A 19,692-nucleotide genomic window follows, 5' to 3' on the forward strand; every position below is an offset into this window, starting at 1 on the left:
TTCTCCCTTGTTCACTGGCTAAACTAGTATCATTCCGCGAATCGTTTCAGGATGAGAAACTCATAACAATGAAAGGCAGTAATAAATCCCGCTGGGTGATAGCAATCGTGATCGTCGTGGCCGCCGTCGCCGCCATCTGGTTCTGGCAAAGCCGCAGTGCATCCCAGGGAACCGCACCGGGCGCGACCAAACCCGCGCAGCACACGGCGGGGTCAGGACGGCGTGGAATGCGCTCCGGACCGTTGGCTCCCGTGCAGGCTGCCACCGCCACCGAGGAAGCCGTGCCACGCTATCTGACAGGGCTGGGGACCGTTACTGCCGCAAATACCGCCACGGTGCGTAGTCGGGTGGATGGTCAACTCATCGCCTTACACTTTGAGGAAGGACAACAGGTGAAAGCCGGCGACCTGCTGGCAGAGATAGATCCCAGCCAGTTCAAAGTTGCTCTGGCTCAGGCGCAGGGACAACTGGCAAAAGATAAAGCCACGCTGGCGAATGCCCGTCGCGATCTTGCCCGCTATCAACAGTTGGTTAAAACCAATCTGGTCTCCCGCCAGGAACTGGATGCCCAGCAGGCACTGGTCAACGAGACGTTAGGCACAATCAAAGCGGATGAAGCCAGCGTCGCCAGCGCTCAGTTGCAGCTCGACTGGAGTCGGATAACCGCGCCTGTCGATGGTCGTGTCGGCCTGAAACAGGTCGATGTCGGTAACCAAATTTCCAGCGGCGATACCACCGGAATCGTCGTCATTACGCAAACGCATCCCATCGACCTGATATTTACTTTGCCTGAAAACGACATTGCTACCGTGTTGCAGGCACAAAAATCGGGGAGCCAGCTGAAGGTCGAAGCCTGGGACCGAACCAATTCGCAAAAGCTCAGCGAAGGCGTCCTGCTCAGTCTCGACAATCAGATTGATGCCACCACCGGAACAATCAAAGTTAAGGCTCGTTTTTCCAATCAGGATGATGCCTTATTCCCTAACCAGTTCGTTAACGCCCGCATGCTGGTCGACACACAACAAAATGCCGTTGTGATCCCAACTGCCGCCCTGCAGATGGGCAACGAAGGCCACTTTGTCTGGGTACTGAATAGCGATAACAAAGTGAGCAAACATCTGGTGAAACTGGGTATTCAGGATAGCCAAAAAGTGGTGATCGCCGCCGGGCTGTCTGCGGGCGATCGAGTCGTGACCGACGGTATCGATCGTCTGACGGAAGGCGCAAAAGTCGAAGTCGTTGAGGCGCACGACGCCTCTGTTTCCGATGAGAAAACAGCGCCACGCGGATACGGCAAAAAAGGAGCCAACTCCTGATGCAGGTGTTACCTCCGGACAGCACAGGCGGACCATCGCGCCTGTTTATTCTGCGCCCCGTCGCCACCACTCTGCTGATGGTCGCGATTTTGCTTGCCGGTATTATCGGCTATCGCTTCCTGCCAATCGCCGCCTTACCTGAAGTGGATTACCCCACGATTCAGGTCGTTACGCTCTACCCCGGCGCCAGCCCAGACGTCATGACCTCGGCGGTCACCGCACCGCTTGAACGTCAGTTCGGGCAGATGTCTGGCTTAAAACAGATGTCATCACAAAGTTCCGGTGGCGCATCGGTCGTTACGTTACAGTTTCAACTGACGCTCCCGTTGGATGTTGCCGAGCAGGAAGTTCAGGCCGCGATTAACGCCGCCACCAATTTATTACCCAGCGATCTCCCTAACCCTCCGGTCTACAGCAAGGTAAACCCGGCAGATCCGCCGATCATGACACTGGCGGTCACTTCCAGCGCCATGCCGATGACGCAGGTGGAAGATATGGTCGAAACCCGCGTCGCGCAGAAAATCTCTCAGGTATCCGGCGTGGGTCTGGTAACACTTTCCGGAGGGCAACGTCCGGCGGTCCGCGTGAAACTTAACGCTCAGGCCATTGCCGCACTCGGTCTGACCAGTGAAACCATCCGTACGGCCATTACCGGTGCCAACGTCAATTCAGCAAAAGGGAGTCTTGATGGCCCAACGCGTGCCGTTACCCTTTCAGCCAACGACCAGATGCAGTCCGCAGACGAATATCGTCAGCTCATTATTGCCTATAAAAACGGTGCGCCGGTTCGTTTGGGCGATGTCGCCACCGTCGAACAAGGAGCAGAAAACAGCTGGCTGGGCGCATGGGCCAATAAGCAACAAGCTATAGTGATGAATGTTCAGCGCCAACCTGGCGCGAACATCATCTCCACGGCAGACAGTATCCGCCAGATGCTGCCGCAGCTTACCGAAAGCCTGCCCAAATCGGTTAAGGTCAGCGTACTTTCCGATCGTACGACCAATATCCGTGCATCCGTAGCGGATACCCAATTTGAGTTGATGCTGGCGATTGCGCTGGTAGTCATGATTATCTACCTATTTTTGCGCAATATTCCGGCAACCATTATTCCTGCGGTCGCCGTACCGTTATCGTTAATCGGTACTTTCGCGGTGATGGTATTCCTCGATTTCTCCATCAACAACCTGACCCTCATGGCGCTAACCATTGCGACAGGTTTTGTGGTGGATGACGCTATCGTGGTTATCGAGAATATTTCACGCTATATCGAAAAAGGCGAAAAACCGCTGACTGCTGCCCTGAAGGGCGCGGGCGAGATTGGTTTTACCATCATCTCTCTGACATTTTCACTGATCGCCGTACTGATCCCACTGCTGTTTATGGGAGATATCGTAGGTCGATTGTTCCGTGAGTTCGCTGTGACGCTGGCCGTAGCGATTCTGATTTCCGCCGTTGTCTCGCTCACTCTTACGCCGATGATGTGCGCGCGTATGCTGAATCAGGCCTCATTACGTAAGCAAAACCGCTTCTCCCGTGCCTCAGAGCGAATGTTTGATCGCGTTATTGCCGGGTACGGACACTGGCTGGCGAAAGTGCTCAACCATCCGTGGCTCACGCTCAGCGTAGCGCTCGGCACGCTGGCGCTGAGCGTTATGCTATGGGTCTTTATCCCCAAAGGCTTCTTTCCGATCCAGGATAACGGCATTATCCAGGGAACGCTGCAGGCGCCACAGTCCAGCTCATTTGCCAGCATGGCCCAGCGCCAGCGTCAGGTTTCAGATGTCATTCTGAAAGATCCGGCAGTAGAAAGCCTGACCGCTTTTGTCGGTGTGGACGGCACTAATACGGCATTGAACAGCGCGCGCTTACAAATCAACCTTAAGCCGCTGGATGAACGCGACGATCGGGTGCAGAAAGTGATTGCGCGCCTACAGGACGCGGTTGACAGAGTTCCCGGCGTTGACCTTTATCTTCAGCCCACTCAGGACCTGACGATTGATACTCAGGTCAGCCGGACGCAATATCAGTTCACGCTGCAAGCGACATCCCTTGATGCCCTCAGCACCTGGGTTCCACAACTGATAGCAAAACTAAATCAGCTACCGCAACTGTCCGATGTCAGTAGCGACTGGCAGGACAAAGGGCTGGTGGCGTATGTGAACGTCAATCGCGACAGCGCCAGCCGTTTGGGCATCAGCATGTCAGATGTCGACAACGCCCTGTACAACGCTTTCGGCCAGCGACTGATTTCAACCATCTACACCCAGGCCAATCAGTATCGCGTGGTGTTAGAACATGACACCAACAATACACCGGGGCTTGCGGCACTGGATACAATACGTCTGACCAGTAGCGACGGTGGCATAGTACCGCTCAGCGCGATCGCCAGTATTGAACAACGTTTTGCTCCGCTGTCGATTAACCACCTCGATCAGTTCCCGGTCACCACCATCTCGTTCAACGTGCCAGACGAACATTCGCTGGGTGATGCGGTACAGGCCATTCTGGATACCGAAAAAACGCTTAACTTGCCCGCAAATATTACCACCCAGTTCCAGGGCAGTACGCTCGCTTTCCAGGCCGCGCTGGGAAATACCATCTGGTTGATTGTGGCTGCGGTTGTCGCGATGTATATCGTCCTCGGCGTGCTGTATGAGAGCTTTATTCACCCAATTACCATTCTCTCCACGCTGCCGACGGCGGGCGTCGGGGCGCTGCTGGCGTTAATGATTGCCGGCAGCGAACTGGACGTCATCGCGATTATCGGCATTATTTTGCTCATCGGTATCGTTAAGAAAAACGCCATCATGATGATCGACTTTGCCCTTGCCGCGGAGCGCGAACAGGGAATGTCACCACGCGATGCCATTTTCCAGGCTTGTCTGCTGCGTTTTCGCCCGATCCTGATGACTACACTGGCGGCACTGCTCGGCGCGTTGCCGCTGATGTTGAGTACCGGCGTGGGCGCAGAGTTACGTCGCCCATTAGGTATTGGCATGGTCGGTGGGCTGCTGGTGAGTCAGGTATTAACCCTGTTTACCACCCCGGTGATTTATCTGCTGTTTGACCGTCTGTCGTTGTACGTGAAAAGCCGCTTCCCGCGTCAGGAAGAGGAAGCGTAAATGAAATTTTTCGCGCTTTTCATTCATCGTCCAGTGGCGACCATTCTCATTTCGGTAGCCATCACCCTGTGCGGCATACTCGGATTTCGTCTGCTGCCGGTCGCTCCGCTGCCGCAGGTGGATTTTCCGGTGATCATGGTCAGCGCATCGTTACCGGGTGCCTCACCCGAAACGATGGCGTCCTCGGTCGCAACTCCGCTGGAGCGCTCGCTGGGGCGCATTGCGGGCGTGAACGAAATGACATCAAGCAGTTCACTTGGCAGTACACGTATTATTCTCGAATTCAAATTCGACCGTGACATCAATGGCGCGGCGCGGGACGTTCAGGCCGCGATTAACGCCGCGCAAAATCTGCTACCCAGCGGGATGCCGAGCCGACCAACATATCGCAAAGCCAACCCTTCCGATGCGCCAATCATGATCCTGACGCTAACATCGGACACGTACTCGCAAGGTGAATTGTACGATTTCGCATCAACCCAGCTGGCGCAGACCATCGCTCAAATCGACGGCGTGGGCGACGTGGACGTTGGAGGCAGCTCACTGCCTGCCGTGCGTGTAGGGCTTAATCCGCAGGCGCTGTTTAACCAGGGTGTGTCACTGGATGACGTGCGTAGCGCAATTGACAACGCCAACGTGCGTAAGCCGCAGGGTGCTATCGAGAATGATACTCACCGCTGGCAGGTCCAAACCAACGATGAGCTGAAAACCGCCGCCGAATACCAGCCGATCATCATCCACTACAATAACGGCGCGGCGGTGCGACTGGGCGACGTTGCGTCTGTAACCGACTCGGTGCAGGACGTACGCAACGCGGGGATGACCAATGCCAAACCGGCCATTCTGTTGATGATCCGCAAGCTACCGGAAGCCAATATCATTCAGACGGTAGACAGCATTCGCGCCAAATTACCGGAGCTACAAACGCTGGTACCGGCCGCCATCGATCTGCAAATCGCCCAGGACCGCTCGCCGACCATTCGCGCTTCACTGGAGGAAGTCGAACAGACGCTGATTATCTCCGTGGCGCTTGTTATCCTGGTGGTCTTTGTTTTCCTGCGCTCCGGGCGTGCGACGCTGATCCCCGCGGTAGCAGTCCCGGTCTCGCTGATCGGTACCTTTGCCGCCATGTATCTGTGCGGATTCAGCCTGAACAACCTGTCGTTGATGGCGTTAACCATTGCCACGGGATTTGTCGTCGATGACGCCATCGTGGTGCTGGAAAATATTGCCCGCCACCTGGAAGCAGGAATGAAGCCTCTCCAGGCAGCGTTACAGGGTACGCGCGAAGTGGGATTCACCGTGCTCTCCATGAGTCTGTCGCTGGTGGCGGTGTTCCTGCCACTGCTATTAATGGGCGGATTGCCTGGGCGCTTGCTGCGCGAATTTGCCGTCACGCTGTCGGTTGCTATCGGTATCTCGCTGCTGGTGTCGCTGACATTAACGCCAATGATGTGCGGCTGGATGCTCAAATCTAGCTCCCCGCGCGAACAGTCTCGCAAACGGGGTTTTGGTCGTGTGCTGGTGGCGCTGCAACAGAGTTACGGCACCTCGCTTAAATGGGTGCTGCACCATACGCGGCTGGTAGGCGTGGTGTTGCTTGGCACCATTGCGCTGAATATCTGGCTTTATATTTCCATCCCCAAAACCTTCTTCCCGGAGCAGGATACGGGTGTATTGATGGGTGGGATCCAGGCCGACCAGAGCATCTCATTTCAGGCCATGCGCGGAAAACTGCAGGACTTTATGAAGATCATCCGCGACGACCCAGCGGTGAATAACGTCACCGGTTTTACCGGTGGTTCGCGGGTTAACAGCGGGATGATGTTTATTACCCTCAAGCCACGCGATGAACGCCGTGAAACCGCTCAGCAGGTGATCGACCGCCTGCGCGTCGCGCTTTCAAAAGAGCCAGGTGCGAATCTGTTTTTAATGGCGGTGCAAGATATTCGCGTTGGTGGACGCCAGGCCAACGCCAGCTATCAATACACATTGCTGTCCGACGATCTCGCGGCGCTGCGTGAGTGGGAACCGAAGATCCGTAAGGCGCTTGCCGCCCTGCCCCAACTGGCAGACGTTAACTCCGATCAGCAGGACAATGGCGCGGAGATGAATCTGATTTACGATCGCGACACCATGTCTCGTCTGGGGATCGACGTGGCAGCCGCCAACAGCCTGTTGAATAATGCTTTCGGACAACGACAGATCTCAACCATCTATCAGCCGATGAACCAGTACAAAGTGGTGATGGAGGTCGATCGACGTTACACCGAGGACATCAGCGCACTGGACAAAATGTTCGTCATCAACAATAACGGTAAAGCGATCCCGTTATCATACTTTGCCAAATGGCAGCCGGCGAATGCGCCACTGTCTGTGAACCATCAGGGCTTGTCTGCCGCCTCAACCGTGTCGTTTAACCTGCCGACAGGTTCTTCACTGTCAGAAGCGACAGAGGCCATCAACAGAACCATGACCCAGCTCGGCGTCCCTTCCACGGTTCGCGGTAGCTTTGCCGGTACCGCACAGGTATTTCAGGACACGATGAATTCGCAGGTGATCCTGATTATCGCCGCCATCGCCACGGTCTATATCGTGCTGGGTATGCTGTATGAAAGCTATGTCCATCCGCTGACCATCCTCTCCACGCTACCTTCGGCTGGCGTCGGGGCGTTGCTGGCGCTGGAACTGTTCAATGCCCCGTTCAGCCTAATCGCCCTGATAGGGATCATGCTATTAATTGGCATTGTGAAGAAAAACGCCATCATGATGGTCGATTTTGCGCTGGAAGCTCAGAGAAACGGCAAGCTACAGCCGGAAGAAGCTATTTTCCAGGCCTGCCTGTTGCGCTTTCGCCCAATAATGATGACCACGCTGGCGGCGTTGTTTGGCGCGTTGCCGTTGGTGTTATCCGCAGGGGATGGCTCTGAACTGCGTCAGCCCTTGGGGATAACCATTGTCGGTGGGCTGGTCGTGAGCCAACTCCTGACGCTGTACACCACGCCCGTGGTCTATCTCTTTTTCGACCGTCTGCGTCTGCGTTTTTCGCGTAAAAACAGCAAACCGGTAGCAGAGTTATGACAGAACTTCCCGACAGCACCCGCTGGCAACTTTGGATTGTGGCATTTGGCTTTTTTATGCAGTCATTGGATACCACTATCGTTAACACCGCGCTTCCCTCGATGGCGGCAAGCCTCGGGGAAAGCCCGTTACACATGCATATGGTCATTGTGTCATATGTTTTAACTGTTGCCGTGATGCTGCCCGCCAGCGGATGGCTGGCGGACAAAGTTGGCGTGCGTAATATCTTCTTCACCGCCATCATCCTGTTTACGCTTGGCTCGCTGTTTTGCGCCGGGTCCAGCACGCTCAACGAGCTGGTGATGGCGCGCGTCTTACAAGGCGTTGGCGGCGCGATGATGGTGCCAGTCGGCAGGCTAACGGTGATGAAAATCGTCCCGCGTGAGCAATATATGGCGGCAATGACGTTTGTCACTTTACCCGGTCAAATCGGCCCGCTGCTGGGCCCAGCGTTAGGCGGGATTCTGGTTGAATACGCCTCCTGGCACTGGATATTTTTGATTAACATTCCGGTAGGCATTGTCGGCGCAATAGCGACGTTAATGCTGATGCCCAACTACACCATGCAAACCCGACGTTTCGACCTCTCAGGGTTCGCGATGCTGGCGGTCGGCATGGCGGTACTGACGCTGGCGCTCGATGGCAGCAAAGGAACCGGCCTCTCCAGTATCACGCTGGCGGCGCTGGTTATCTGCGGGGTATTGGCTATTGCGCTGTATCTGAAACACGCCCATCGTAATCCGCGTGCACTATTCAGCCTGAATCTGTTTCGCACACCAACCTTCTCGCTAGGTCTGTTCGGCAGTTTTGCCGGACGCATCGGCAGCGGCATGTTGCCGTTTATGACACCGGTGTTTTTACAGATTGGCCTCGGTTTTTCACCTTTTCATGCCGGGCTGATGATGATCCCGATGGTGCTGGGCAGTATGGGCATGAAGCGCATTGTGGTGCAGGTCGTGAACCGCTTTGGTTACCGTCGTGTGCTGATTACCACTACGCTTGGCCTTTCGCTGGTCAGTCTGTTGCTAATGACCACGGCACTGCTGGGCTGGTATTACGCCCTGCCCTTCGTGCTGTTTTTACAAGGAATGGTCAACTCAACGCGTTTTTCATCCATGAACACGCTTACGTTAAAAGATCTGCCTGACGATCTGGCCAGCAGCGGTAACAGCCTGCTGTCTATGATCATGCAGCTATCGATGAGTATTGGTGTGACCATCGCAGGCCTGCTGCTGGGCATATTCGGCCAACAGCATATCGCCATCGACAGCGGAAGTACGCATACCGTCTTTATGTATACCTGGCTGTGCATCGCCTTCATTATTGCGCTGCCCGCCATTATTTTTGCCCGCGTGCCGAACGACACGCAAACCAACGCGGTGATTTCACGGCGCAAAAGGAGCACCTGATGAAGTTCTGGCGGCCCGGTATCACCGGCAAACTGTTTCTGGCAATTTTCGCCACCTGCATTGTGTTGCTGATCAGCATGCACTGGGCCGTACGCATTAGCTTCGAACGTGGTTTTATTGACTATATCAAGCACGGCAACGAGCAGCGGCTGCAAATGCTCAGCGACGCATTAAGCGAGCAGTACGAGCAGCACGGCAACTGGAGATTCTTACGCAATAACGATCGTTTTGTTTTCCAGATCCTGCGCTCTTTTGAACACGATAACGACGATGATAAACCGGGCCCAGGCATGCCGCCACACGGCTGGCGTACACAGTTTTGGGTTGTCGACCAAAATGCCCGCGTGCTGGTCGGCCCGCGCGGCCCAGTTCCTCGCGACGGCATGCGCCATCCCATACGCGTTAACGGTAGCGAAGTGGGCGCCGTGATCGCCTCTCCTGTAGAACGCTTAACGCGGAATACGGATATCAATTTCGACATGCAGCAAAGACGATCCAGTTGGCTTATCGTTGCGCTCTCCACGATCCTGGCCGCGCTGGCGACGTTTACGCTGGCGCGCAGCCTGCTGGCCCCGGTTAAGCGGTTGGTGGAAGGCACGCACAAACTGGCAGCGGGCGATTTCACCACTCGCGTTACGCCAACCAGTACGGATGAGCTGGGCAAGCTGGCGCAGGACTTCAACCAGCTCGCCAGTACGTTGGAAAAAAACCAGCAGATGCGTCGTGACTTTATGGCCGATATTTCTCACGAACTGCGTACGCCGTTGGCGGTGTTGCGCGGTGAACTGGAGGCCATTCAGGATGGCGTACGCCAGTTTACCCCTGACTCCGTTGCCTCGTTGCAGGCTGAAGTCGGTACGCTCACCAAACTGGTTGACGACCTTCATCAGCTCTCCATGTCAGATGAAGGCGCGCTGGCCTATCAGAAAACATCGCTGGACCTCATCCCCCTATTGGAAGTGGCAAGCGGCGCATTTCGTGAACGCTTCGCCAGCCGTGGATTGACCATACAGCTTTCGCTCCCCGACAGCATGACGGTATTTGGTGACAGGGATCGTCTGATGCAGCTGTTCAACAACCTGCTGGAAAACAGTCTGCGCTACACCGATAGCGGTGGCGGGTTGCATATCAGCGCCGAACAACGCGAACGCATGGTGTTATTAACCTTCGCAGATTCCGCTCCTGGCGTAAGTGACGAGCAGTTACAGAAGCTGTTTGAACGATTTTATCGCACCGAAGGCTCGCGCAACCGCGCCAGCGGAGGTTCCGGGTTGGGGCTGGCGATTTGCGTCAATATCGTACAGGCGCATAATGGTCTGATTCGTGCCGCCCATTCGCCTTTTGGTGGGGTTAGCATTACAGTAGAGTTACCGCTGGAACGCGATTTACAGAGAGATGTATGACTGAGTTACCCATTGATGAAAACACACCGCGTATTCTGATCGTGGAAGATGAGCCTAAGCTGGGGCAACTGCTGATCGACTACCTGCGGGCAGCGAGCTATGCCCCTACGCTGATCAACCACGGCGACCTTGTTCTGCCTTACGTGCGCCAAACGCCGCCCGATCTGATCTTGTTGGATCTGATGCTGCCCGGTACCGACGGTCTGACTCTGTGTCGGGAAATCCGCCGCTTCTCAGAAGTCCCCATCATGATGGTAACCGCTAAAATCGAAGAGATTGATCGCCTGCTGGGGCTGGAGATCGGTGCTGATGATTATATTTGTAAACCTTACAGCCCGCGTGAAGTTGTCGCGCGCGTAAAAACGATCCTGCGCCGATGCAAACCGCAGCGCGAACTGCAACAAATGGATGCAGAAAGCCCGCTTATCGTCGATGAAGGCCGTTTTCAGGCCTCCTGGCGTGGGAAGATGCTCGATTTAACGCCCGCCGAATTCCGCTTACTTAAAACGTTGTCACATGAGCCGGGAAAAGTGTTCTCCCGTGAACAGTTGCTCAATCATCTCTATGACGATTACCGCGTCGTTACCGACCGCACCATCGACAGCCATATTAAGAACCTGCGACGCAAGCTGGAGTCGCTGGATGCCGAGCAGTCGTTTATCCGCGCGGTCTATGGCGTGGGGTATCGCTGGGAAGCCGACGCCTGCCGAATTGCTTAAACTCTCCTGCCCTTCAGGGCTCCGTGAGCCCTGGTAACTAGCAACTCTCCAAATATCGCTCATACTGTTTCTGACAATACTGTCGTCAATAACTGTTTGATATAAAACTTTTAATCAAGGAGTTCATATGGCTGGTTGGTTTGAATTAAGTAAGAGTAGCGATGATCAGTACCGCTTTGTTCTTAAAGCTGGGAACGGGGAAATAATCCTTACCAGTGAGCTTTACACTACAAAAGGCGCTGCAGAAAAAGGGATCGCATCTGTCCAGGCTAACAGCCCTCTGGATGAGCGTTATGAGAAAAAAACAGCGGCTAATGGCAAATTACATTTCAACCTGAAAGCTGCAAACCACCAGATTATTGGTAGCAGTCAACTGTATGCGAATGAACAGTCACGCGAGACCGGTATTGCTTCAGTTAAGACCAATGGTGCCAGTCAGACGATAAAAGATAAGACCTGATAATTACTCGCTCAGCCGGGTAACGCAACGCTGTCGCCCGGCGTTTTTCTTTACCTGACTTCCTCGCAGCGCTACAATGCCCGCCCTTAATATGGGGGCACTCCCCTAACCGCCTCATTGAGTGAGGCGAGTCTGACCTGTCATCAGAACGAGAAAATTATGTTTAAACCGGAACTCCTTTCCCCGGCGGGAACGCTGAAAAACATGCGTTACGCTTTCGCCTATGGCGCAGACGCTGTGTATGCGGGCCAACCGCGTTACTCACTGCGCGTACGCAACAACGAATTCAACCACGAAAACCTGCAGCTCGGCATTAATGAAGCTCATGAACTGGGTAAAAAATTCTATGTGGTGGTTAACATTGCCCCACACAATGCCAAGCTGAAGACCTTCATTCGTGATCTGAAACCGGTGGTGGAAATGGGGCCGGATGCACTGATCATGTCAGACCCTGGTCTGATTATGCTGGTGCGCGAAAACTTCCCTGACATGGACATTCACCTTTCAGTACAGGCTAACGCCGTAAACTGGGCGACGGTGAAATTCTGGAAGCAGATGGGGCTGACCCGCGTGATCCTCTCCCGCGAGCTGTCGCTGGAAGAAATCGAAGAGATCCGCACTCAGGTGCCGGATATGGAGCTTGAGATCTTCGTTCACGGTGCGCTGTGTATGGCCTACTCCGGCCGTTGCCTGCTTTCTGGCTATATCAACAAACGTGACCCTAACCAAGGTACCTGCACCAATGCCTGCCGCTGGGAATACAACGTGCAGGAAGGCAAAGAAGACGTGGTGGGCAATATCGTGCATAAGTACGAGCCTATCCCGGTACAAAACGTTGAGCCTACGCTGGGTATTGGCGCACCGACAGACAAAGTCTTTATGATCGAAGAAGCCCAGCGCCCGGGCGAGTACATGACCGCGTTCGAAGACGAACACGGCACTTACATCATGAATTCGAAGGATTTGCGTGCCATTGCCCACGTTGAACGTCTGACGCAGATGGGTGTGCATTCCCTGAAGATCGAAGGCCGCACCAAGTCATACTATTACTGTGCACGTACCGCGCAGGTCTATCGTAAAGCCATTGATGATGCCGCAGCCGGTAAACCGTTCGACCCGCAACTGCTGGAAACGCTGGAAGGTCTGGCGCATCGTGGTTACACCGAAGGATTCCTGCGCCGCCATACGCATGACGACTATCAGAACTACGAATACGGCTTCTCAGTTTCCGAGCGTCAGCAGTTTGTCGGCGAGTTTACCGGCGAACGGAAAGGTGAACTGGCAGCCGTACTGGTGAAAAACAAATTCACCGTCGGCGACAGCCTGGAGCTGATGACCCCACAGGGCAACATCAACTTTACCCTCGAACAGATGGAAAACGCGAAAGGCGAAGCGATGCCGGTTGCGCCGGGCGATGGTTACACCGTGTGGATGCCTGTACCGGAGGATATCGATCTGAATTATGCATTGTTGATGCGTAATTTTACCGGTGAGTCCACGCGCGACCCGCATGCTAAGTAGTTAATTACGGTTATTTTTCAGCGTTCGGAAGATTCTTAGAAATCGATCACATACCGTTTCGTTCATTAAGGGTATTATCCCCTCCGCTGAAAAACATAACCCATAAATGCTAGCTGTACCAGGAACCACCTCCTTAGCCTGCGTAATCTCCCTTACGCAGGCTTATTTTTTGCCTGCCGTTTAAACTCCTCTAAATATCCCAATTCAAATCACTTTTATCAGGCGAAAAAAAACCGGGCATTACGCCCGGCTGATTAGGTGATTAAAGATTAATGTGCAGCTTCTGGCTTGTGCTTTTGCGCACTCTGGAAACCATAAGTCAGCTCATTTTTCTCTTTATCCAGCGCAACGGTCACCTGGCCACCATCCACCAGCGAACCGAACAGCAGTTCGTTAGCCAATGGTTTTTTCAGGTTATCCTGGACAACACGCGTCATTGGACGTGCGCCCATTGCGCGGTCATAGCCTTTCTCTGCCAGCCAGTCACGTGCTTCCTGGCTCACTTCCAGAGAGACACCTTTCTGATCCAGCTGAACCTGAAGCTCGACGATAAACTTATCAACAACCTGATGAATCACCTCGGTAGAGAGATGATCAAACCAGATAATGTTGTCGAGGCGGTTACGGAATTCCGGCGTAAACACTTTTTTGATTTCGCCCATTGCATCAGTACTATTGTCCTGATGAATCAACCCAATCGATTTACGCTCAGTTTCACGCACACCGGCGTTGGTGGTCATGACCAGCACCACATTGCGGAAATCCGCTTTACGCCCGTTATTGTCGGTCAGCGTGCCGTTATCCATCACCTGCAACAGCAGGTTAAAGACATCCGGGTGTGCTTTTTCGATTTCATCCAGCAGCAGTACCGCATGCGGATGCTTAATAACAGCATCGGTCAGCAAACCGCCCTGGTCGAAACCGACATACCCCGGAGGCGCACCAATCAGGCGGCTGACGGTGTGGCGTTCCATATATTCGGACATATCAAAACGCAGCAGTTCAATGCCGAGTGCTTTGGACAACTGCACCGTGACTTCGGTCTTACCGACGCCAGTTGGTCCGGCAAACAGGAACGAACCGACCGGTTTATGCTCGTGTCCCAGACCGGCACGGCTCATTTTGATCGCTTCAGTCAGCGCCTCAATGGCTTTATCTTGTCCGAATACCAGCATTTTCAGACGGTTGCCCAGGTTTTTCAGCGTGTCGCGATCGCTCTGCGAAACGCTCTTCTCCGGGATCCGCGCAATGCGGGCCACAACGGACTCGATATCCGCCACGTTGACGGTTTTCTTGCGCTTGCTGACCGGCATCAGACGCGCACGCGCGCCCGCCTCATCAATCACGTCAATCGCTTTATCCGGCAGATGACGATCGTTAATGTATTTCACCGCCAGTTCGACCGCTGCACGCACCGCTTTGGCGGTATAGCGGACGTCATGGTGCGCTTCGTATTTCGGCTTCAGACCGTTGATGATCTGCACGGTCTCTTCTACCGATGGCTCAGTGACATCGATTTTCTGGAAACGGCGCGCTAAGGCACGATCCTTTTCAAAGATATTGCTGAATTCCTGATAGGTTGTGGACCCTATCACACGAATCTTCCCGCTGGAGAGCAGCGGCTTGATCAGGTTAGCCGCATCCACCTGGCCGCCCGATGCCGCACCCGCACCGATAATGGTGTGGATCTCATCGATAAACAGAATGCTGTTAGTATCCTGTTCCAGCTGTTTCAACAGCGCCTTAAAGCGTTTTTCAAAATCACCGCGATATTTGGTGCCTGCCAGCAGCGAGCCGATATCCAGGGAGTAAAGAGTACAATCAGCCATAATTTCAGGCACATCACCCTGGACGATACGCCAGGCGAGACCTTCGGCAATGGCGGTTTTACCGACACCAGACTCTCCCACCAGCAGCGGGTTGTTTTTTCTGCGACGGCACAGTACCTGAATGGCGCGCTCCAGCTCTTTGTCCCGGCCAATGAGCGGATCAATTCCGCCCACTCGGGCAAGCTGGTTAAGGTTAGTCGTGAAGTTTTCCATACGGTCCTCCCCGCCAGCTTGCTCTTCGTTATTTGGCTGATTCCCAGAGTCAGAAGACTGGCTGGGTTCGTCTTTGCGCGTGCCATGAGAAATAAAATTCACCACATCAAGACGACTTACTTCATGCTTACGCAGCAGATAAGCCGCCTGAGATTCCTGCTCGCTGAAGATAGCGACCAGCACATTTGCGCCGGTAACTTCATTGCGCCCGGAGGACTGAACATGAAAGACCGCGCGTTGCAGTACACGCTGAAAACTCAACGTTGGCTGCGTGTCGCGCTCTTCCTCACTGGCAGGCAATACAGGTGTGGTCTGTTCAATGAAGGCTTCGAGTTCCTGACGGAGCGCCACCAGATCCACAGAACACGCTTCCAGCGCTTCGCGGGCCGATGGGTTACTGAGCAACGCCAGTAACAAGTGCTCGACGGTCATAAACTCATGTCGGTGCTCGCGCGCTCTGGCGAAAGCCATGTTTAAACTGAGTTCCAGTTCTTGATTGAGCATAGGCACCTCCCCCAATGTTTATGCCTGCATTCAGGCTTTTTCCAGCGTACACAGCAACGGATGCTCGTTCTCCCTCGCATATTTGTTCACCATCGCTACTTTGGTTTCAGCCACTTCGGCAGTGAACACACCGCAGATAGCTTTACCTTGATAGTGAACTGCAAGCATCAGTTGCGTTGCACGTTCTACATCATAAGAAAAGAATTTTTGTAACACGTCAATAACAAACTCCATCGGAGTGTAATCATCATTGACTAATATCACTTTATACATAGATGGCGGTTTTAGCGCGTCGCGCAATTTGTCTTCCGCCAGCAGATCGAAATCCAGCCAGTCGTTCGTCTTACCCATTGTCAGTCGTCATCTTCAGTTACGGTTTCCGGCAGAAAATCTTGCCGCTGACAAGCAGCCTATGCGCACAATCAATCTACCTCAAGTATTAGATAACTATCATCTATTAGTGCCATCCGCGACATCTGTCACATAACCGACAATAGCGTTAACTGCTTCAAATTTTGATGCATTTTTACCCTATTCCGTCTGTATGGCGCTTGACGCCCCGCCTGATTTCTCTAAATTGTAGTTTCGAGAGTTGGCGAGGTTTTGAACAGCCCCCACTCCGCCACCGGTTCATTCCATCTTACTTATATAAGATTTACGAAGGATGTCGAAGTATGGAAACGGGTACTGTTAAGTGGTTCAACAACGCCAAAGGGTTTGGTTTCATTTGCCCCGAAGGCGGCGGCGAAGATATTTTCGCCCATTACTCCACCATTCAGATGGATGGTTACAGAACGCTAAAAGCCGGACAGTCTGTCCAGTTTGATGTCCACCAGGGGCCAAAAGGCAATCATGCCAGTGTCATCGTGCCTGTCATTGAAGCAGAAGCTGTCGCATAGCTCTTCTGTCTCATTGTGTACATCCCGCAGTCAAAATGCCAGCCCTTGCGGCTGGCATTTTTATCTCTGTGGCATTATTCCCGCGCCAGAGCATCTACCGGATCCAGACGTGCCGCATTCCGCGCCGGTAGCCAGCCAAACAACACCCCGGTTGCAGTCGAACACAGGAAAGCCGTCAACAGCGCGACGGGTGAAAATCCAATTTCCCAGCCCGGCAGAAATAGCTGTAGCGTAAAGGCGATCAGCATCGACAGGCTAATGCCCAACGCGCCGCCAACCAGACACACCAACACTGCTTCAATTAAGAACTGTTGCAGCACGTCACTGGCGCGAGCGCCAACCGCCATACGAATGCCAATCTCACGCGTTCGTTCGGTTACCGAAACCAGCATAATATTCATCACGCCAATCCCACCGACCACCAGCGAAATCACCGCCACCAGCGTCAGGAAGAGTTGTAATGTACGTGTGGTCTTTTCGGCGGTTTTCAAGATACCGTCCATATTCCAGGTGAAGAAATCCTTCTTACCGTGGCGCAACGTCAACAGTCGGGTCAGTTGCTGTTCGGCTTGGGCACTGTCAAAACCATCCTTCACCCGCACGGTGATCGAGTTCAGCCACGACTGTCCCATTATGCGCCCGGACATAGTGCTGTAAGGCAGCCAGACACGCAGGATCTTGCTACTGCCAAACATCGACTGTTTCTCTTCTGCAACACCAATCACCGTGGCAGGCATATTCCCCACCAGCACGACCTCGCCAACAACTTTCGCTTTGTTGGGGAACAACTGACGACGGGTATTGCTGTCGAGCACCACCACCTGAGCACGCCCCGCCAGTTGCTCGGCGTTAAAGGTGGTCCCTTCGCTAAATGTCATGCCGTAGACGTTGAAATAGTCGCCGCTAACGCCATTAGCACTGGCAGCAACATCGATGTTGCCATAGCGTAACCGCAGGTTCTTCGACACTGCAGGCGTTACTGAACTGACCCAGGGCTGCTTCTGTAGCGCCGTCAAATCGTCATACTTCAACGCCTGTTGATATTGCGGATCGTCGTCGCCGAAATCTTTGCCTGGATAGATATCAATGGTGTTAGTACCAATAGCGCGAATATCTGCCAGTACCAGCTGTTTAGCCGCATCGCCTACCACCACAATCGACACCACCGAAGCAATACCGATGATGATCCCAAGCATGGTCAGAAGCGTTCGCATTTTATTCGCGGCCATTGCCAGCCAGGCCATGGTAAGCGCTTCACGAAAACCGCTGACAAATTGGCTCCAGCCGGATGCCGTTTTCACCGTTGGCTCCGCGATATCGCGTCCGCCAGAGGGTTTCTGTGGCGGTGGATTGCGCACAATCTCGCCGTCACGAATTTCAATGACCCGTTCGGCCTGCGCGGCGACCTGGCTGTCGTGAGTAACGATAATTACCGTATGCCCGCGATCGCGCAGCTGATGCAAAATCGCCATCACCTCTTCGCCGGAATGGCTATCCAGTGCACCGGTGGGTTCGTCGGCAAGAATAACCTGCCCCCCGTTCATCAGCGCACGCGCGATACTGACCCGCTGCTGCTGACCACCGGAAAGCTGGGAAGGTTGATAGTCAACCCGGTCACCCAACCCCAGCCGCTGGAGTAATTCCTGCGCACGCGCCAGGCGCTGCTTACGTTCAGTGCCAGCGTAGACCGCGGGTACCTCAACGTTTTGTGCGGCGGTTAAATGCGACAGCAGGTGATAGCGCTGGAAGATAAAACCAAAATGCTCACGACGGAGTTGCGCTAGCGCATCGCTATCCAGCGTAGAGACATCGCGTCCGGCAACGCGATACGTACCGCTGGTTGGCTTATCCAGACAGCCGAGAATGTTCATCAGCGTCGATTTACCCGAACCCGACGCCCCGACAATCGCCACCATTTCCCCGGCCTGAATGCTCAAGGATACGTCCTTCAACACCTCAACCTGGCCTTCACCTGACGGATAGCTGCGGCGGATATGGCTCAGCTCAAGCAATGCTGTCATTTTGCAGCTCCAGCGTTGCCCTCACCGGTAATGACTTCATCCCCCTCTTCCAGCCCTTTCACGATCTCCACATCGGTGTCATTACGCGCGCCGATAACCACTTCACGTTCGCGGGTTTCGCCGTTACGCAGCAGCCTGACGTTATAACGATTATTGCCAATAGGATCGCCCAGAGCCGACAGCGGGATGGTCAGGACATTTTTGACATCCGTGAGCTGGATATGGACCTGCGCGGTCATATCCAGACGCAGGATCCCTTTCGGGTTTGGAACTTCGAAGCGGGCATAGTAGAAAATCGCATCATTCACTTTCTCTGGCGTCGGAAGAACATCTTTGAGTTTACCTTCATAGCGTGTTTGCGGATCGCCCAGCACGGTAAACCAGGCCTTTTGCCCTGGATGCAGGTGAATTACATCAGCCTCAGAAACCTGCGCTTTTACCAGCATGGTGCTCATATCCGCCAGCGTCAGAATATTAGGGGCCTGCTGGGCGGCAATAACGGTTTGCCCTTGCAGCGTAGTAATTTGCGTTACTTCGCCAGCCATTGGCGCAACGATGCGGGTGTAATCAAGGTTGGTTTTTGCCGTATCGAGTGAGGCCTGATTACGTTTAATTTGCGCGTCAATTGTGCCAATTTGCGCCTGTTTGACCGCCATTTCGGTGGCCGCCGTGTCGAGATCCTGCTGTGAAACAGCCTGGGTTTTCGCCAGCTGTTGTTGGCGGGAAAGAGTAACCCGCGCCAGCTTCCACTCAGCTTCGGCTTGTAAACGCTGGGCGCGCAATTCCATCAGCGTTGCTTCAACCTCTTTGATTTGGTTTTGCGCCTGTTCAGGATCGATAACGCCGAGCAACTGATCCTTTTTTACTTTATCGCCAATCGCAACCGACAGCGTTTTTAACTGCCCGCTGACCTGCGCCCCGACGTCAACTTTACGCAGCGCATCCAGCTTACCGGTAGCCAACACGCTTTGCTGCAGATCGCCAGGACGAACAATTAATGTTTGATACTGAGGTAAAGGCGCATTAAGCGTTCGCCAAAGTGCAATTACCGCCACAATAAGGATGATGGCGAACAGAAAATAGCGTTTTTTGATTTTTCCCTTGAGCTTCATAAATGTCCCAATTCCCCCAATACGTCCACCAGAGTGGAGTGCTAAACATCAACGTTAAATAAATCGCCGTTGAAAAGCGCAAG

At 53.9% G+C, this 19,692-nt stretch carries 13 protein-coding genes; 9 read left to right on the forward strand and 4 right to left on the reverse strand.

Annotation, left to right across the window (positions count from 1 at the left end; all coding sequences use genetic code 11):
• Nucleotides 1-68: 68 nt before the first annotated feature.
• The 8 genes from OGY72_RS10190 (at nucleotide 69) to trhP (ending at nucleotide 13,031) form a co-directional block, all read left to right on the forward strand.
• Nucleotides 69-1,316 (forward strand): MdtA/MuxA family multidrug efflux RND transporter periplasmic adaptor subunit, encoded by a 1,248-nt coding sequence (locus tag OGY72_RS10190; protein ID WP_286547739.1) that lies wholly within the window; start codon nucleotides 69-71, stop codon nucleotides 1,314-1,316.
• Nucleotides 1,316-4,438: an MdtB/MuxB family multidrug efflux RND transporter permease subunit gene (locus OGY72_RS10195; RefSeq protein WP_286547740.1), complete on the forward strand. Its 3,123-nt coding sequence runs from the start codon at nucleotides 1,316-1,318 to the stop codon at nucleotides 4,436-4,438. Before OGY72_RS10190 ends, OGY72_RS10195 begins: the two co-directional genes overlap by 1 nt.
• On the forward strand, nucleotides 4,439-7,519 hold the full coding sequence (mdtC, locus tag OGY72_RS10200; protein ID WP_286547741.1) for a multidrug efflux RND transporter permease subunit MdtC: 3,081 nt from the start codon (nucleotides 4,439-4,441) through the stop codon (nucleotides 7,517-7,519). It abuts the gene before it with no gap.
• On the forward strand, nucleotides 7,516-8,928 hold the full coding sequence (locus tag OGY72_RS10205; protein ID WP_174771348.1) for an MFS transporter: 1,413 nt from the start codon (nucleotides 7,516-7,518) through the stop codon (nucleotides 8,926-8,928). The genes mdtC and OGY72_RS10205 overlap by 4 nt, the downstream gene beginning before the upstream one ends.
• On the forward strand, nucleotides 8,928-10,331 hold the full coding sequence (gene baeS, locus OGY72_RS10210; RefSeq protein WP_003834277.1) for an envelope stress sensor histidine kinase BaeS: 1,404 nt from the start codon (nucleotides 8,928-8,930) through the stop codon (nucleotides 10,329-10,331). The genes OGY72_RS10205 and baeS overlap by 1 nt, the downstream gene beginning before the upstream one ends.
• Nucleotides 10,328-11,050: an envelope stress response regulator BaeR gene (gene baeR, locus OGY72_RS10215; protein WP_003834278.1), complete on the forward strand. Its 723-nt coding sequence runs from the start codon at nucleotides 10,328-10,330 to the stop codon at nucleotides 11,048-11,050. Before baeS ends, baeR begins: the two co-directional genes overlap by 4 nt.
• A gap of 127 nt (nucleotides 11,051-11,177) precedes the next feature.
• Nucleotides 11,178-11,510 (forward strand): YegP family protein, encoded by a 333-nt coding sequence (locus OGY72_RS10220; RefSeq protein WP_003834279.1) that lies wholly within the window; start codon nucleotides 11,178-11,180, stop codon nucleotides 11,508-11,510.
• A gap of 159 nt (nucleotides 11,511-11,669) precedes the next feature.
• On the forward strand, nucleotides 11,670-13,031 hold the full coding sequence (trhP, locus tag OGY72_RS10225) for a prephenate-dependent tRNA uridine(34) hydroxylase TrhP (protein WP_003834280.1): 1,362 nt from the start codon (nucleotides 11,670-11,672) through the stop codon (nucleotides 13,029-13,031).
• Between the two features lie 269 nt (nucleotides 13,032-13,300).
• On the opposite strand, the gene clpA is transcribed toward trhP, so the two are convergent.
• Nucleotides 13,301-15,577 carry an ATP-dependent Clp protease ATP-binding subunit ClpA gene (gene clpA / locus OGY72_RS10230; RefSeq protein WP_003036804.1) on the reverse strand — a complete coding sequence of 759 codons (2,277 nt, stop codon included), beginning with the start codon at nucleotides 15,575-15,577 and terminating at the stop codon, nucleotides 13,301-13,303.
• A gap of 30 nt (nucleotides 15,578-15,607) precedes the next feature.
• Nucleotides 15,608-15,928, reverse strand: a complete 321-nt coding sequence (clpS, locus tag OGY72_RS10235) for an ATP-dependent Clp protease adapter ClpS (RefSeq protein ID WP_003036810.1) — start codon at nucleotides 15,926-15,928, stop codon at nucleotides 15,608-15,610.
• Nucleotides 15,929-16,251: 323 nt separating this feature from the next.
• Between clpS and cspD the strand changes: the two genes are divergently transcribed.
• Entirely contained in the window at nucleotides 16,252-16,476 is a 225-nt protein-coding gene (gene cspD, locus OGY72_RS10240; protein WP_003036813.1) for a cold shock-like protein CspD, read from the forward strand.
• Between the two features lie 74 nt (nucleotides 16,477-16,550).
• Here cspD and macB read toward each other — a convergent pair whose 3' ends face one another.
• Both macB and macA read right to left on the reverse strand, forming a co-directional pair.
• Entirely contained in the window at nucleotides 16,551-18,497 is a 1,947-nt protein-coding gene (macB, locus tag OGY72_RS10245) for a macrolide ABC transporter ATP-binding protein/permease MacB (RefSeq protein ID WP_048215946.1), read from the reverse strand.
• Entirely contained in the window at nucleotides 18,494-19,609 is a 1,116-nt protein-coding gene (gene macA / locus OGY72_RS10250) for a macrolide transporter subunit MacA (RefSeq protein WP_148361767.1), read from the reverse strand. Before macA ends, macB begins: the two co-directional genes overlap by 4 nt.
• Nucleotides 19,610-19,692 lie beyond the last annotated feature (83 nt).

It is taken from the genome of Citrobacter sp. Cpo221, from assembly GCF_030332345.1.
Classification (GTDB): domain Bacteria; phylum Pseudomonadota; class Gammaproteobacteria; order Enterobacterales; family Enterobacteriaceae; genus Citrobacter; species Citrobacter portucalensis.